The sequence below is a fragment of the Haloactinopolyspora sp. genome, assembly GCF_027324685.1.
In the GTDB taxonomy this organism is placed as follows: domain Bacteria; phylum Actinomycetota; class Actinomycetes; order Jiangellales; family Jiangellaceae; genus Haloactinopolyspora.
On the sequence record NZ_DAHVSH010000044.1, the window covers coordinates 46,660 to 60,985 of the forward strand.

The 14,326-nt window shown below is 68.8% G+C and carries 12 protein-coding genes; 5 read left to right on the forward strand and 7 right to left on the reverse strand.

From position 1 onward, the window contains the following. Positions 1 to 37 precede the first annotated feature (37 nt). The gene (locus M6444_RS05925; RefSeq protein WP_298324112.1) at positions 38 to 1,144 is read right to left on the reverse strand and encodes a site-2 protease family protein; all 1,107 of its coding nucleotides are present in this window, start codon (positions 1,142 to 1,144) and stop codon (positions 38 to 40) included. A 72-nt stretch (positions 1,145 to 1,216) separates the two neighbouring features. On the opposite strand from M6444_RS05925, the gene M6444_RS05930 reads away from it, so the two are divergent. The 5 genes from M6444_RS05930 to M6444_RS05950 all read left to right on the forward strand — a co-directional run bounded on the left by M6444_RS05930 (position 1,217) and on the right by M6444_RS05950 (position 7,777). Continuing rightward, the gene (locus tag M6444_RS05930; RefSeq protein ID WP_298324114.1) at positions 1,217 to 2,146 is read left to right on the forward strand and encodes a PD-(D/E)XK nuclease family protein; all 930 of its coding nucleotides are present in this window, start codon (positions 1,217 to 1,219) and stop codon (positions 2,144 to 2,146) included. 100 nt (positions 2,147 to 2,246) lie between these two features. Further along, entirely contained in the window at positions 2,247 to 3,461 is a 1,215-nt protein-coding gene (locus M6444_RS05935) for a sensor histidine kinase (RefSeq protein ID WP_298324116.1), read from the forward strand. A gap of 1 nt (position 3,462) precedes the next feature. Then, on the forward strand, positions 3,463 to 4,143 hold the full coding sequence (locus tag M6444_RS05940; RefSeq protein WP_298324118.1) for a response regulator transcription factor: 681 nt from the start codon (positions 3,463 to 3,465) through the stop codon (positions 4,141 to 4,143). A 308-nt stretch (positions 4,144 to 4,451) separates the two neighbouring features. Then, entirely contained in the window at positions 4,452 to 5,219 is a 768-nt protein-coding gene (locus M6444_RS05945; protein ID WP_298324120.1) for an ABC transporter ATP-binding protein, read from the forward strand. A gap of 2 nt (positions 5,220 to 5,221) precedes the next feature. Next, entirely contained in the window at positions 5,222 to 7,777 is a 2,556-nt protein-coding gene (locus tag M6444_RS05950; protein ID WP_298324123.1) for an FtsX-like permease family protein, read from the forward strand. A 2-nt stretch (positions 7,778 to 7,779) separates the two neighbouring features. Here M6444_RS05950 and M6444_RS05955 read toward each other — a convergent pair whose 3' ends face one another. The 6 genes from M6444_RS05955 to M6444_RS05980 form a co-directional block, all read right to left on the reverse strand. Beyond that, complete coding sequence (locus tag M6444_RS05955) at positions 7,780 to 8,871, reverse strand: ABC transporter ATP-binding protein (protein WP_298324126.1); 1,092 nt, start codon at positions 8,869 to 8,871, stop codon at positions 7,780 to 7,782. Further along, positions 8,868 to 9,872 carry an ABC transporter ATP-binding protein gene (locus M6444_RS05960; RefSeq protein ID WP_298324129.1) on the reverse strand — a complete coding sequence of 335 codons (1,005 nt, stop codon included), beginning with the start codon at positions 9,870 to 9,872 and terminating at the stop codon, positions 8,868 to 8,870. The genes M6444_RS05955 and M6444_RS05960 overlap by 4 nt, the downstream gene beginning before the upstream one ends. 2 nt (positions 9,873 to 9,874) lie before the next feature. Further along, on the reverse strand, positions 9,875 to 10,789 hold the full coding sequence (locus M6444_RS05965) for an ABC transporter permease (protein ID WP_298324133.1): 915 nt from the start codon (positions 10,787 to 10,789) through the stop codon (positions 9,875 to 9,877). Beyond that, on the reverse strand, positions 10,786 to 11,790 hold the full coding sequence (locus M6444_RS05970; RefSeq protein ID WP_298324136.1) for an ABC transporter permease: 1,005 nt from the start codon (positions 11,788 to 11,790) through the stop codon (positions 10,786 to 10,788). Before M6444_RS05970 ends, M6444_RS05965 begins: the two co-directional genes overlap by 4 nt. Before the next feature lie 15 nt (positions 11,791 to 11,805). Then, entirely contained in the window at positions 11,806 to 13,479 is a 1,674-nt protein-coding gene (locus M6444_RS05975; RefSeq protein WP_298324139.1) for an ABC transporter substrate-binding protein, read from the reverse strand. A 121-nt stretch (positions 13,480 to 13,600) separates the two neighbouring features. Further along, entirely contained in the window at positions 13,601 to 14,326 is a 726-nt protein-coding gene (locus tag M6444_RS05980) for an HAD family phosphatase (protein ID WP_298324142.1), read from the reverse strand.

The window sequence follows — 14,326 nt, forward strand, 5'->3', positions numbered from 1 at the left end:
TATCCGGACTCCGGTGGCCGGACTCGTGCAGCCGGGCTCATTTGGCGGCCAAGGCCGCATCGACGTCCGACGTGACCAGCACGCCGTACACGCGCTCGTGCTCGTCCACGACGAGGTACTCGGTGGCCGGTGTGGCACGCATGGCTCGCAACAGTTCGTCGCCGGCGACGCCGAGGCGCAGCACCAGACCCGGCTCGAGCGAGCGCGACGACTGACCGATGTTCACCCACGGCCGGCGCTCCTCGGGGATCGCCGCGATCGCCGCCTCGTTGACCACCCCGGTGGGCCGGTTCGCGCTGTCGACCACCACCAACGACGTGACCTTGGCCCGCCGGGCCTGGTTGAGCGCTTCGGAGACGGGCACGTCGTGCGCGACCGGAGCGGCCGGGCGGGCCAGGCGCTGCACGTCGAGACCCGGCAGGCGTGCTCTCATCCGGCCGACGGCCAGGGCCCGGGTGGCTCCGGACCACAGCAGCATCGCCACCAGCGCCGCCCACACCAGTGCGAAGACACCAGGATCGCCGCCGGTCAACACGAACGGCACGATCAGCACCAGGACCGCGAGGACTTGTCCGGACCGTGCCGCCACGATGGTGCCGCGGTTCTCGTCGCCGCTGAAGCGCCACACGACCGCGCGGAGCATGTGCCCACCGTCGAGCGGGAGCGCGGGCAGCAGATTGAACACCCCGACGACGAGGTTGGCCGCTGCCAGCTCGTACAGGAGGAACTCGACGACGTCGCCGGTGACGGGGACGGTGCCCGCATACGCGGCGGCGCCGAGGAGCAGCGACAGCGCCGGGCCCGCGGCCGAGACCACCAGATCACGGCCGGGGGTGGGCGATTCGCGCTCGATCTCGGTGTATCCACCCAGGAAATGCAGCGTGATGCCCCGGACCGGAAGCCCGAACGCCCGGGCGGTGAGCGCGTGGCTGACCTCGTGCAAGAAGACAGAGAAGTACAGCAGGACCGCGAAGGCGAACGCGACCACGTAACCACCGGTTCCGAGGTCGGGCAGGTACCGCGCGACGAGTGGCTCGAAACCGATCGTGATGACCGCGGCCACGATGAACCACGTCGGGCTGACGCGGACCGGTATGCCCGCTACCCTGCCGAGCTTGAGGCTCTGGCTGTCTCCGAATGCCACGACACAAGGCTACGGGCACCGGCTCGGGCGCGGTGGGCCGCTTGTGTCGGTGCCGTGTTCTAGGCTCGCCGCATGACGGCGCGCACCACCATCGACTCCGAGTCCGGATCTCGCGGAACCGACGATGCCAATCCCGGCGCATTGCCCGGCGCGTTCACGCTCTCGCCGTCGCGGGCAGCCGACTTCATGACCTGCCCGCTGCTCTATCGGTTCCGCACCATCGACCGGCTGCCCGAACCGCCCAGCCCGGAGGCCACCCGCGGCACCATCGTCCACGCCGTCCTCGAGCGGTTGTTCGAACTCCCCGCCGAGCAGCGCACCCCCGAGCACGCCGCGACGATGATCCGCCCGGAGTGGGATCGCCTCCTCGAAGCCGAACCCGCGGTCGGCGAGCTGTTCAGCGACGACGCCGACGGCTCAGCGATGGCGACCTGGTTACGCAGCGCCGAAGACCTCGTGCTCCGCTATTTCACTCTCGAGAATCCGCAGGTCCTCGAGCCGGCCGAGCGCGAGCTCTACGTCGAGACCACGCTCGACTCCGGACTACGGCTACGCGGCTACGTCGATCGTCTCGACCGTGCCGCCGCCACCGGCGAGCTGCGCGTGGTCGACTACAAGACCGGCCGGGCCCCTCGCGAGGGGTTCGAACAGCGGGCGATGTTCCAGATGCGCTTCTACGCCCTGGTGTTGTGGCGCCTGTACGGGCAGGTGCCACGGCTGCTCCAACTGATCTACCTCGGCAGCTCCGAGATCCTGCGTTACGAGCCCGACGAAGCCGACCTCCGGGCCACCGAGCGCAAGCTCGCCGCGCTGTGGCAGGCGATCCGGCGCGCCACGGACAACCGCGACTGGCGGCCCAGCCCGAGCCGGTTGTGCGACTGGTGCAATCACCAGGCCCTGTGTCCCGCCTACGGTGGCACGCCTCCGCCGTTGCCCGAGGCCACAGCGGACACCGCGGCCGACGAGGCACCGTCGCCGCGTACCTCGCCTGTCGACGCCTGAGCTGACTGACCGCGTCGAGCTGCGTCCTCCTGACGGTGGAGACGCCGCCTCGCCGAGACGGACGAGCCGCGTCCCACGATCGGACCCCTACCGTGGACGTGTGACTTCTCGACCTGCCCGGCCGCCTCGGGTTTCGCCGTGGCTGCTGGACGTGGTGTTGACCGGCGGGTTGTTCGTCGCCGGGGTCATCTTGCTGTTCGCCTATGTCGATCCGCTGGGCACCGAGTACCAGGACGGTGACGCCTGGGGCGTGGTCCTCGTCGCCGCCGTGACGCTGCCGCTGATCTTGCGCCGCCGGCTGCCGTTGGCCGTCGGGCTGATGACGGCCGGGGCGATGCTGGCGTTCACGATCTGGGACTACGCCGTGCCGACGGCCGTCGTGGTCATCGTCGTGGCCATCTACTCCGCCGGCGTCTATGCGAGCCTGCCGCGTTCGCTCGTGGTCACCGCGGCCCACATCGGGTCCACGATCGCCTACGTCGTCGCGTCGTCGAACCGGCATCCCGGGCATCCGGATCTCGACGTCCCGAACGCCATGGTCAACGTCCTGGTGCTGGTCGGGGCGTGGGGGGTGGGCCGCGCCGTGGGTAACCGGCGCCGCTACACCGCCGAGCTCGAGGACCGGGCACGCCGACTGGAACGCGCCGGCGAGGCCGAAGTACGGGCCGCGATCGCCGAAGAACGCTCCCGCATCGCCCGAGAGCTGCACGACGTCGTGGCCCACCACGTGTCCGTGATGACCGTGCAGGCCGCCGGTGCGCGCAGGTCGATGGACCGCGATCCGCAGCGCAGCGTCGAGGCACTGCTGTCGGTCGAGGAGACCGGGCGCGCGGCGCTGGCCGAGATGCGTCGTGTGGTGGGCGTACTGCGCGGGCCCGGCGATGCCGAGCGCAGCGACGAGGCCGAACTCAGCCCACAGCCCGGCCTGAATGACCTCGCCGGCCTGGCCGAGCAGATGCGTGCCGCCGGGTTGCCGGTGGACGTCACGATCGACGGCGAGCGTGAACCGATCCCGCTGGGCGTGGACCTCACCGCCTATCGCGTGATCCAGGAGGCGCTGACCAACACGATCAAGCACGCCGGACCGTCCACCGCCCAGGTGCATGTCAGTTACCATTCCGCGGAGCTGCGGGTGACGGTCGCCGACAACGGCCATGGGATCGCCAGCGTCCTCGACGGGCGCAGGCAGGGACACGGGCTGCTGGGGATGCGCGAACGCGTGGCTCTTTATGGTGGCTCTGTCGCGGTGGGCCCGCGTCGCGGCGGCGGCTTCGAGGTTCGGGTCCGGATTCCCTACGACAACTCGGTGGTGTGACATGACGAGCAAGCCGGTGCGGGTCCTGCTGGTCGACGACCAGCCACTGCTGCGAACCGGCTTCCGCATGATCCTCGAGGCCGAAACCGACATCGCCGTGGTCGGCGAGTCCGGCGACGGCGAAGCCGCCGTCGCCGACACCAGGGCCCTACAGCCCGACGTCGTGCTGATGGACATCCGGATGCCCAGGATGGACGGGGTCCAGGCCACCCGCGCGATCACCGGCTCGGCCCGGACGGAGGCGCCGCGGGTGCTGGTGCTCACCACGTTCGATCTGGACGAGTACGTCGTCGAGGCCCTGCGCGCCGGCGCCAGTGGCTTCCTGCTCAAGGACGTACCGGCCGACGACCTCGTCACCGCGATCCGCACGGTCGCCCGCGGGGACGCGGTCGTCGCGCCGAGTATCACGCGTCGCCTGCTCGACATGTTCGCCACCCGGCTGCCGGCCAGCGACTCCCCCACGCCGTCCAGCCTGGATCATCTCACCGACCGCGAACGCGAAGTCCTGATGCTCGTGGCGCGGGGGTACTCCAACGCCGAAATCGCCGCGGAGTTGATCGTGTCCGAGACGACGGTCAAGACCCACGTCGGCAACGTGCTGAGCAAGCTGAGCCTGCGCGACCGGGTCCAGGCCGCCGTCTATGCCTACGAGAGCGGACTGGTCCAGCCCGGAACGCTGTGAGCCCCGGTCTCCTCCGCCCGCGCACGGCTGAGGATCTCTAGCCCGACTACTGCCGACCCGCCTCGCGCTCGGCAACGACCTCCGCACGCGCTGCGAGGGCCTCGGCGACCGATGATTTGCCAGCCGCAGAGATGCCGGTCAACAGATAGATGCCACGCGGTGTCATGGCCGTCATCCTCCCGGATGAGTTCACGTAGCCGGTCATCCCCCGGGCGGAGTTGCCGTACCGCTCTGGGCACGGACCCCATACCCGGGTCACGAGCCTTAACGTTGTTCTTGACCGAGGAAGTCGACCGAGGAGCAGTTCGGTGAACGATCTCGAGGCGCCCCCTGCGGCGGCCCGCGCCGTCGATCTGGCCAAGGTGTACGGAACCGGTGACACCCAGGTGGTCGCGCTGGGCGGGGTGACGGTGGAGTTCGCCGCGGGCCGGTACACCGCCATCATGGGGCCGTCGGGCTCAGGCAAGTCCACGCTCATGCACTGCATGGCGGCCCTCGACTCAGCCACGGCCGGACAGGTGTACGTGGGCGACACCGAACTGACACAGCTGGGCGACAAGCAGCTCACCCGGCTTCGCCGCGACAAGATCGGTTTCGTCTTTCAGGCCTACAACCTGGTGCCGACGCTGAACGCACGCGAGAACATCACCCTTCCGCTCGACATCGCCGGGCGCGACCTCGACCAGTCCTGGTTCGACACCGTCATCTCCACCGTCGGCCTCGGCGACCGGCTCGACCACAAGCCCAACGAGCTGTCCGGGGGCCAGCAGCAGCGAGTGGCCTGCGCACGTGCCCTGGTGAGCAAGCCGGAGATCATCTTCGCCGACGAGCCCACCGGAAACCTCGACTCCAGGTCGGGCATCGAGGTGCTGTCGTTCCTGCGCCGCTCGGTGCGCGAGTTCGGCCAGACCATCGTGATGGTGACCCACGACCCCGCAGCGGCGGCCTACGCCGATCGGGTGCTGTTCCTCAGTGACGGCGTCATCGTGGACGAGATGATGGAGCCGACCGCCGAGCGCGTCCTGGAGAGAATGAAGGGCTTCGACGGCCTTCAGCAGGTGCCGGAGGCCGGCTGACCATGATCCGCGCCACTCTCAAGAGTCTGGCCGCGCGCAAGCTGCGCCTGGCGATGAGCGCCTTCGCGATCGTGCTCGGTGTCGCCTTCGTCGTCGGCTCGTACGTGTTCACCGACACGATCGACAAGACCTTCGAGGACATCTTCGGCGGCCTGAGCTCCGACGTCGTCGTGCGTCCCGAGCTGCCGGTCGAGGCGGACTTCGTCAGTGGGTTCAATCCCGGCACCACCACGACCATTCCGGCCGAGCTCGTGGACCGCATCGCCGAGCTGCCCGGCGTCGAACGCGCCGACGGCGAAATCGAGAACCAGAGCATGTTCGTCCTCGACACCGACGGTGAACCGGTCACCAGCCAAGGGGCGCCCGGCATCGCGGTGAACTGGCACGACGGCCCCTCCGCCGACGGCTCGCAAGTGCTGGAGCTCATCGACGGACGTGTTCCCGAGGGCGAAGGCGAGGTGGCGCTCGACGATCGCACCTTCGACGAGGCCGGCTACGCCATCGGCGACACCGTCCGGTTCGTCTCGACTGGAGACACGCCGCAGGTCAGTGCCGAACTGGTCGGGGTCATGCGGTTCGGTGAGTCCGGCAGCCTCGCCGGCGCCAGCCTGTCGGTGTTCGACACCCAGACCGCGCAGGAGCTCTTCCTCGACGGGGAGAACGCCTACACGCGCGTCGCGGTCACCACCACCGACGATGCCGACACCGAGCAGGTTCGAGACGAGATCGCCGGCATCCTGCCGGACGGATTCGAGTCGATCACCGGGGCCGAGGTGGACGAAGAGACCGCGACCGCCATCGAGGAGGGGCTGTCGTTCTTCAACACGTTCCTGCTGGTCTTCGCCGCCATCGCGTTGTTCGTCGGCGTCTTCTTGATTCTCAACACCTTCTCGATCCTGGTCGCGCAGCGCTCCCAGGAGATGGCGCTGCTGCGAGCACTCGGGGCTGAGCGCCGACAGGTCACCCGCTCGGTGCTGGTCGAGGCGTTCATCGTCGGCATCGTCGGCTCGACCGTCGGGTTGGCGCTCGGCATCGGCGTGGCCCAACTGCTCAAGGTCGTCTTCGGCGCGTTCGGCCTCGAGCTCGGCGAGGGCCTGGTGGTGCAGGCGCGCACGGTGCTCGTCGGGTACGTCGTCGGCGTCCTCGTGACGATGATCGCGGCGTTCGTGCCGGCGCGCCGTGCCGCCCGCGTTCCGCCCGTGGCGGCCATGCGCGACGACGTCGTGCTGCCGGAGTCGTCGCGGCACACCCGCACCGGTTTCGGCTCGGCGCTCGTCCTCGTCGGCGCGGCTGCCATGCTGATCGGCCTGTTCGCCGACGTCGGCAGGGCCGCACTGATCGTCGGCGTCGGTATCCTCGCGGTCTTCGTCGGCGTGGCGATGCTCGCGCCCATCATCTCGGTACCGGTGATCCGGGTCCTGGCCGGCTGGTATCCGTCGGTTTTCGGCACCGTCGGGCGCCTGGCCCGCGAGAACGCACTGCGCAATCCGCGGCGCACGGCCGCGACCGCCTCGGCGCTCATGATCGGTATGGCCCTCGTCGCGGCGATCTCCATCATCGGTGCTTCTGCCAACGAGTCGGTCGACCGTGCGCTCGACGACGGCGTGCGCGCGGAGTTGGTCGTCTCCAACGCCGTCGGGCAGCCGTTCTCGCCGGCCATTGCCACGGCGGCGGCCCAGGTCGACGGCGTGGCGCAGACCGTGTCGGTGCGCGCTGCCCCCGGTCTGGTCAACGGTGAGACGACGTACCTGCAGGCCTTCGACCCCGAGGCGTTCGATCAGGCGGCGAAGCTCGACATCGTCTCCGGCAGCGGCGACATCGACGACGGCGGCGTTCTCGTGAGCGAGGAGACCGCCGAGGCCGAAGGCTTGGGCGTGGGCGACTCCGTCCAACTCACGTTGCCCTCATTGGACGAGCCGGTCGAGATCGTCGGCGTCTACGCCGAGAGCCCGCTGTTGTTCGGCGGCTACATCACCAGCCAGCGCACCTTGGAGAACGGCGGCGTGCCGCCCGTCGACTCCCTGGTGTACATCGTGCTCGAGGACGGCGCCGACGTCTCGGCCGTGCAGGACGAGTTGAACGAGGTGACCGCCGACATTCCGACCGTGACGGTTCAGGACCAGCAGGAGTACAAGCAACAATCCCGTGATCAGGTGAACCAACTGCTGTTCCTGGTCTACGCGCTGCTGGGTCTCGCGGTCCTGATCGCCGTGCTGGGCATCGTGAACACGCTCGCGCTGTCGGTCATGGAACGCACCCGTGAGGTGGGCCTGCTGCGTGCCGTCGGGATGAGCCGCCGGCAGCTGCGGACCACGGTACGGCTGGAGTCAGTGGCCATCGCCGTGCTCGGCGCCGTCCTCGGTATCGCGCTGGGTCTCGTGTTCGGGGTGGCGCTTCAGCAAGCCGTGGCCGACGAAGGCCTGGACATCCTCGCCGTGCCGGGTGGCCGGCTCGCGGTCTTCGTCGTTCTCGCCGCCGTGGTCGGGGTCCTCGCCGCCGTCTGGCCCGCCCGGCGTGCGGCGAAGCTGGACATCCTGCGCGCGATCACCACGGAGTGAGCTCAGGACGCGTCGGGCTCGACCACCGCGGAGGCCCGGGGCTGGATCCGCCCGGCGTCGATGTCCTCGGCCCAGTGGCAGGCCACTCGATGCGACGGCGGTCGGGTGGCCACTGACCGCAACTGGGGACGCTCGTCGTCGCAGCGGGTCTCCTGCCGGAACGGGCACCGCGTGTGGAACCTGCACCCGGGCGGCGGTGCCGCCGGCGACGGCAGGTCGCCGGCGAGCAGGATCCGTTGCCGGGTGTCTTCGACCTCCGGATCGGGAATCGGCACCGCCGACATCAGCGCCCTGGTGTACGGGTGCAGCGGCGCTGCGTACAGCTCGTCCGAGGCGGCTTGCTCGACCAGGCCGCCGAGGTACATGACGGCCACGACGTCGGCGATGTGACGCACCACGGCGAGGTCGTGGGCGATGACGAGATAGGTCAGCCCGAGGCGGTCCTGCAGCTCTTCCAGCAGGTTCACGACCTGGGCCTGGATGGAGACGTCGAGCGCGGACACCGGCTCGTCGGCGACGATCAGCTGTGGCTCGAGCGCGATCGCCCGAGCGATGCCGATGCGCTGGCGTTGCCCGCCGGAGAATTCGTGCGGGTATCGCGACAGCGCCGTCGCGGGCAACCCGACGAGGTCGAGTAGCTCACGTGCCCGAGCCCGGTGATCGCCTTCGATCCGGTGCGCCCGCAGTGGCTCGGTGAGCACCGACTCGACGTCCTGTCGCGGATCGAGGCTGGCCATCGGGTCCTGGAAGACCATCTGCATCTGTCGGCGCATCCGGCGCATCTGCTCGTCGTCGAGCGCGAGCAGATCGGTACCGTCGAAATGGACCGATCCGCCGGTGGGCTCCACCAGCCGGAGCAGGGCCCGGCCGAACGTGGACTTCCCGCAGCCGGACTCCCCGACCAGGCCGACGGTCGAACCACGCGGAATGGTGAGGTCGACGCCATCGACCGCCTTCACCGCACCGACCTGGCGCTCGACCAGGATGCCCCGACGGATCGGGAAATGCACCTGCAGGTCGTCGACCGTCAGCAAGGCGTCGGTCGGGTCGATGCTGCGCCGCCGCCTGCCCTGTTCGGCCGGGGCTTCGGTCATGCCGGCACCTCCTCGGCCGTGGGCAGCGGGTTCACACAGCGCAGAGTGCGCCCGCCGATCGCTTCCAATGGCGGTGGCGCCCCGGTGCAGGCGTCGATGCGGTTCGGGCACCGGGGCGCGAAGGCGCACCCGTCGGGCCACGACAACACGTCGGTCGGCGAGCCCGGGATCGGCTGCAGCGGAGCACCACGCGGTGCGTCCAGCCTGGGCACCGACGCCAGCAGCCCTCCGGTGTAGGGATGGCGCGGTTCGGCGAACAGCTCACGCCGGCCGGCCGACTCGACCACCCGGCCGGCGTACATGACGTGCACGGTGTCACACAGGCCGGCTACGACGCCCAGATCGTGGGTGATCATGATCAATGCCGCGCCGGTGTCCTGGACGAGGTCTTTGAGCAGCTCCAGGATCTGCGCCTGGATGGTGACGTCCAAAGCCGTGGTCGGCTCGTCGGCGATCAGCACGCGCGGGCGGCAAGCCAGCGCCATCGCGATCAGGGCGCGCTGGCGCATCCCGCCGGACAACTGGTGTGGATACTCCTTGAGCCGGCGGCCCGGGTCCGGGATGCCGACGCGGTCGAGCAGTTCGGCGGCGGCCTTGCGCGCGGCCTCGCCGGTCATGTCCTGGTGTCGTTCGAACACCTCGGTGACCTGTACCCCGATGGGCACCACCGGATTCAGTGACGTCATCGGGTCTTGGAACACCATGGCCATGTCGCGCCCGCGGATGTCGCGCATCCGGTCTCGGGGCAACGTCAGCAAGTCGTCACCGTCGAAGTAGACGTGGCCCTCGACGCTAACGCTGCGCCGCGGCAGCAGGCCCATCACCGCCAGCGACGTCACGCTCTTGCCGCTGCCGGACTCCCCCACCAGGCCGAGCGTCTGCCCGGGGCTCACCTGGAACGACACACCGTCCACCGCGCGCGTGTCCGGGCCGCCGCGGCGCGTGAACGTCACCGTGAGATCTCGGACGTCGAGCAACGGCCCGGTTGCGGAATTCGTCACGGTCACCGCCGGTACTTGGGGTCGAGGGCTTCGCGCAGGCGCTCGCCCACCAGCGTGAACCCGAGCGCCGCGATCACGATGGCCAGCCCTGGGAACAGGGCCAGGTGCGGTGCGCTGGCGAGGTAGAGCTGGGTGCTGGCCAACATCCGGCCCCATTCGGGCACCGAGGGGTCGGCGCCGCCGAGGCCGAGGAACGACAGCGCCGCCGCCTCGATGATGGCCGTGGCCAACGTGAGCGTGGCCTGCACGATAACCGGTGACATCGAGTTGGGCAGGACGTGCGACAGCACGATGGACCGGTGCCGCACACCCAGCGACCTGGCGGCGAGCACATAGTCACTCTCGCGCTGCGACAGCATCTGTCCGCGTAGCAGCCGAGCGAAGATCGGCACGTTGATGACCGCGATCGCGATCATCACCGAGGTCAGGCTCTGGCCGAGCACGGCGGCGATCGCGATCGCCATCAGCAGCCCCGGGATGGAGAGCATGACGTCGACGATGCGCATCACGACGGTGTCGACCCATCGGCCGAACGCGCCGGCCAGCATACCCAGCACCAGCCCGCCGGCCATACCGAGCAGCATGGCCACCACGCCGACCAGCAGCGACTGCCGGGCCCCGTAGATGATCCGGCTCAGTTCGTCCCGGCCCTGCTCATCGAGACCGAACCAGTGCTCGGCCGAGGGCCCGGGGATGGTCGTCGGGGTGATCAGTCCCGCACCGGGCTGGTCACGCGGCCCGTACGGAGCGATCAGCGGCGCCAGGATGGCCACCAGGACGAACATCGCGATGAGCGCGAACCCGACGAGCGCGACCGGGTCTCGCCGCAGCCGCCGCCACGCAGCCCGGCGCAGGTTGGCGCCACCGGGTTCCAGTTGATCGGACTCGGTGGCCGCTTCGACTTGCGAAAGGCTCATTTCACTCTCACCCTCGGGTCGATCAACCCGTACGAGACGTCGACGGCGAGGTTGATCAAGACGTACAGCGCCGCGATGACCAGGATGAAGCCCTGCAGGACCGCGTAGTCCCGGTTCGAGATGGCTTCGGCGACGAAGCGGCCCACGCCGTCGAAAGCGAACACCGTCTCGGTCAGGATCGCGCCGGAGAACAGCAACCCCGCTTGCAAGCCGACGACGGTGACCACGGGTAGCAGCGCGTTACGCAGCACGTGACGCCGGGTGATGGTCCGCTCCCAGAGCCCCTTCGCCTCGGCCGTGCGGACGTAGTCCTCGTGAACGACGTCGAGCACACTCGCCCGGGTGATCCGGACGATGATCGCCAACGGGATGGAGGCGAGCGCGAACGCCGGCAGCACCAGATGCATGACCGCGTCCCAGCTGGCCTCGAGATTCCCGGTCAGGATGCCGTCCAAGACGTACAGTCCCGTCGGATGGTCGGCATCCATGCGCGGATCCTGCCGGCCCTGCGTCGGGAACCACCCCAACCGCACGGCGAAGACGTACTTGAGGATGTAGGCGAGGAAGAACACCGGGATCGCCACACCCAGCAGCGACCCGGTCACCGACAGGTTGTCCAGCCAGCGTCCGTAGTGCCGCGCGGCCAGATATCCCAACGGGATGCCCACGGCCACGGCCAGAAGCAACGCCGCCACCGCGAGCTCGAACGTCGCCGGGAAGGTCCGGGCCATCTCTTCGGTGACGGGTCGGTTCGTCTGGGTGCTGTTGCCGAAGTCGAGCTGGACGGCCCGGGTGAGGAACTTGCTGTACTGCACGTACCACGGCTGATTCAGGCCGTAGAGCTGCTCGACCCGGGCCAGCGACTCGGGTGTCGCGCGCTCGCCGAGCAGGGCCACGGCAGGCCCGCCCGGCAGCGCACGCACCCAGAAGAACAGCAGGACCGACAGACCCAGCAGGATCGGGCCGAGCAGCAACAGGCGACGGACGACGAACTTCAGCACGAAAAGCTCAGCTACTCACTCAACCGTGACCGACGCGAAGCTTTCGTTGTTCAGCGGGCCCGGGACATAGCCGGACACGCCCTCGGCGAAGGCCACGGCCGGCTCGGTGTGCACGTAGGGAACGCCGGGCAGGAACTCCATGATCAACCTGTTGGCTTCCTCGTACAACGCCGTGCGAGCTTCCAGGTCGGTTTCGGCCTCGGCTTGCTGCAACAGCTGGTGGATCTCCGGGTTGTTGAACGCGAACTCCTGGTTCGGGTTCTTGAAGAAGGTGCCGAGGAAGTTGTCCGGGTCACCGAAGTCGCCGGTCCAGCCGATCAGGTACATCGGCGTGTTGCCGGTCTGGTAGGTGTTGAGGTAGTCCGGGTCCCACGGCGCGCGCTTCGGCGTGATGGTGAACCCGACCGCTTCCAGATCGGTCCGGATGAGTTCCCAGTTCGCCTCTGCGTTCGGCATGTACGGACGCGAGACGTCCGTCGGGTACCAGAACTCGATGTCGAGGTTGGTCTCACCGGATTCGGCGATGAGTTGTTTCGCCAGCTCCGGGTCGTACTCGTACGTCGGCACGTCCTCGGCGTAGCCGAACAGCTCCGGCGGCATGAACTGCGTGGCCACCTGCGAGCCCTCGGGATAGTTCGTCCTGACGAGGTTCTCGCGGTTGATCGCGTGCGCGATGGCCTGCCGGATCTTCAGATTGTCCAATGGCGGGGTGTTCTGCTGGAAGCCCACGTAAGCGACGTTGAACGCCGGGCGGTACAGGATCTGGAACCCGGCCTGCTCGAGGGCACCGAGGTCGGCGGGCGCGACCAGGTCGTAGCCGTCGATGTCGCCGGCCTCGAGCGCCTGGCGCCGAGCGGGCCCGTCCGGGATGACGGTGAAGATCAGCCGCTCGAGCTTGGCCGGCTCACCCCAGTAGTCGTCGTTGCGGGTCAGCGTGAGCTGGCTGCCCCGCTCCCAGTCGGAGGGGTCGGCCAGCATGAACGGGCCGGTCCCCACCGGGTGCTCGTAACCGAACGTGCCGTCGAAGGACGGGGACTCGCCGGTCCCGCTGACGGCGTCGGCTTCGTACTCCTCCAGCGCCTTGGGGCTGGCCATGGAGAACGCGGGCATGGCCAAGGCGGAGATGAACGTGGAGGACGGCCGCGTCAGGGTGACGGTGGCGGTGAACTCGTCAGTGGCTTCGCACGAGGCATACATGCTCTCGCCTTGTTCCGGGCCCTCGTTGTTCGCGAACCCGCCCATGACTGCGTTCCAGTAGTAGCTCACCGACGGGCTCTGCATGATGCCGCTGAAGTTGTACCAGCGGTCGAAGTTGAAGCACACAGCCTCGGCGTTGAACGGCTCGCCGTCGTGGAAGGTGACGTCGTCACGCAGGGTGAAGGTCCACTGCAGTCCGTCGTCGCTGGGCTCCCACGACTCGGCGAGCTCGGGGACCAGTTCGGTGCCGCCCTCCTCGGTGCCGACCAGTCCTTCGTAGATCTGCTGGATGGGCCGGGCGGACTCGCCGTCGCTGATCAAGGCGCCGTCGAGGATCACCGGGTCAGCCGATGCGCCGAACACGAGGGTTCCGCCATCACCGGATGCGCCGCTGCCGCTGTCGTCGTCGCCGCCGCACGCCGCCACAGTCAGGACCAGCCCACCGGCGATCGCTCCGGCGATCAGCCTGCGCTTCAGGCCAGTGCCACGCATCTCACACCTCACAAGTTCGACTGCCGGGCGGTGATCCGACCCGTGGAGTGTGACAGTACTGCCTCACGCCTCTACCCAGAGTCACTGAGGCGTCAGAAAGACATCGCGATTCAGCAACAGTTCATTCCGATATGCGCACAAGTGTCTCGCGCCGCTCGTCGAACAAGGCCAGCAGATCAGCTGCGGCCACCCCGCCGAGCGAATCGATGACCACCATGCCTGGCTCCGGGCGCGGCGCCACGGCGTTGGGCACCGACACCACGCGCGCGCCGGCGGCCAGCCCGGAGGCCGCGCCGGTCGGTGAATCCTCGATGACCACGCAACTTTCCGGATCGACGCCGAGCTGGGCCGCCGCGGCCAGGTAGGGCTCCGGGTGCGGCTTGCCGTGCGCGACTTCGTCGCCGGTCAGCACCGCGGTGAACGTGTTCGATGGCAGTTGGGCGATGACGGCCTCGGCGAGCACCCGATACGACATGGTGACCAGCGCGCAGGGCACGCCGAGATGATTCAGTTCGGCCAGCAGTTCTCGCACCCCCGGCTGCCACGTCAGGTCTTCGTCCACGCCGAGCAGCACCTCACCGAGCAGATGGTCGACCACCTGCTCCGGCGTCATCGACAATCCGCCGCGCTCGCGGATGTACGCCCCGGCCGCCAGGAGATCACTGCCGACCAGCGACAGGCTGTCGGCTTCGGTCCACGTCCCTCCGTGTCGTTCCACGAGCGCCTTCTCGGCATCGATCCACAGCGGTTCGGTGTCGACCATGGTGCCGTCCATGTCCCAGAGCACCGCGGCAGGCAATTGAGCAGTCACGTACTCCATGGTCGCATGCGTGATCGTGATAGCCAT

What these genes read in the sequence shown, in the direction of transcription:
- M6444_RS05980 (WP_298324142.1), bottom strand. Translation starts at nt 14,326, where the DNA reads ATGGCTATCACGATCACGCATGCGACCATGGAGTACGTGACTGCTCAA.
- M6444_RS05950 (WP_298324123.1), top strand. Translation starts at nt 5,222, where the DNA reads ATGATCCGCGCCACTCTCAAGAGTCTGGCCGCGCGCAAGCTGCGCCTG.
- M6444_RS05965 (WP_298324133.1), bottom strand. Translation starts at nt 10,789, where the DNA reads ATGAGCCTTTCGCAAGTCGAAGCGGCCACCGAGTCCGATCAACTGGAA.
- M6444_RS05975 (WP_298324139.1), bottom strand. Translation starts at nt 13,479, where the DNA reads ATGCGTGGCACTGGCCTGAAGCGCAGGCTGATCGCCGGAGCGATCGCC.
- M6444_RS05930 (WP_298324114.1), top strand. Translation starts at nt 1,217, where the DNA reads ATGACGGCGCGCACCACCATCGACTCCGAGTCCGGATCTCGCGGAACC.
- M6444_RS05940 (WP_298324118.1), top strand. Translation starts at nt 3,463, where the DNA reads ATGACGAGCAAGCCGGTGCGGGTCCTGCTGGTCGACGACCAGCCACTG.
- M6444_RS05955 (WP_298324126.1), bottom strand. Translation starts at nt 8,871, where the DNA reads ATGACCGAAGCCCCGGCCGAACAGGGCAGGCGGCGGCGCAGCATCGAC.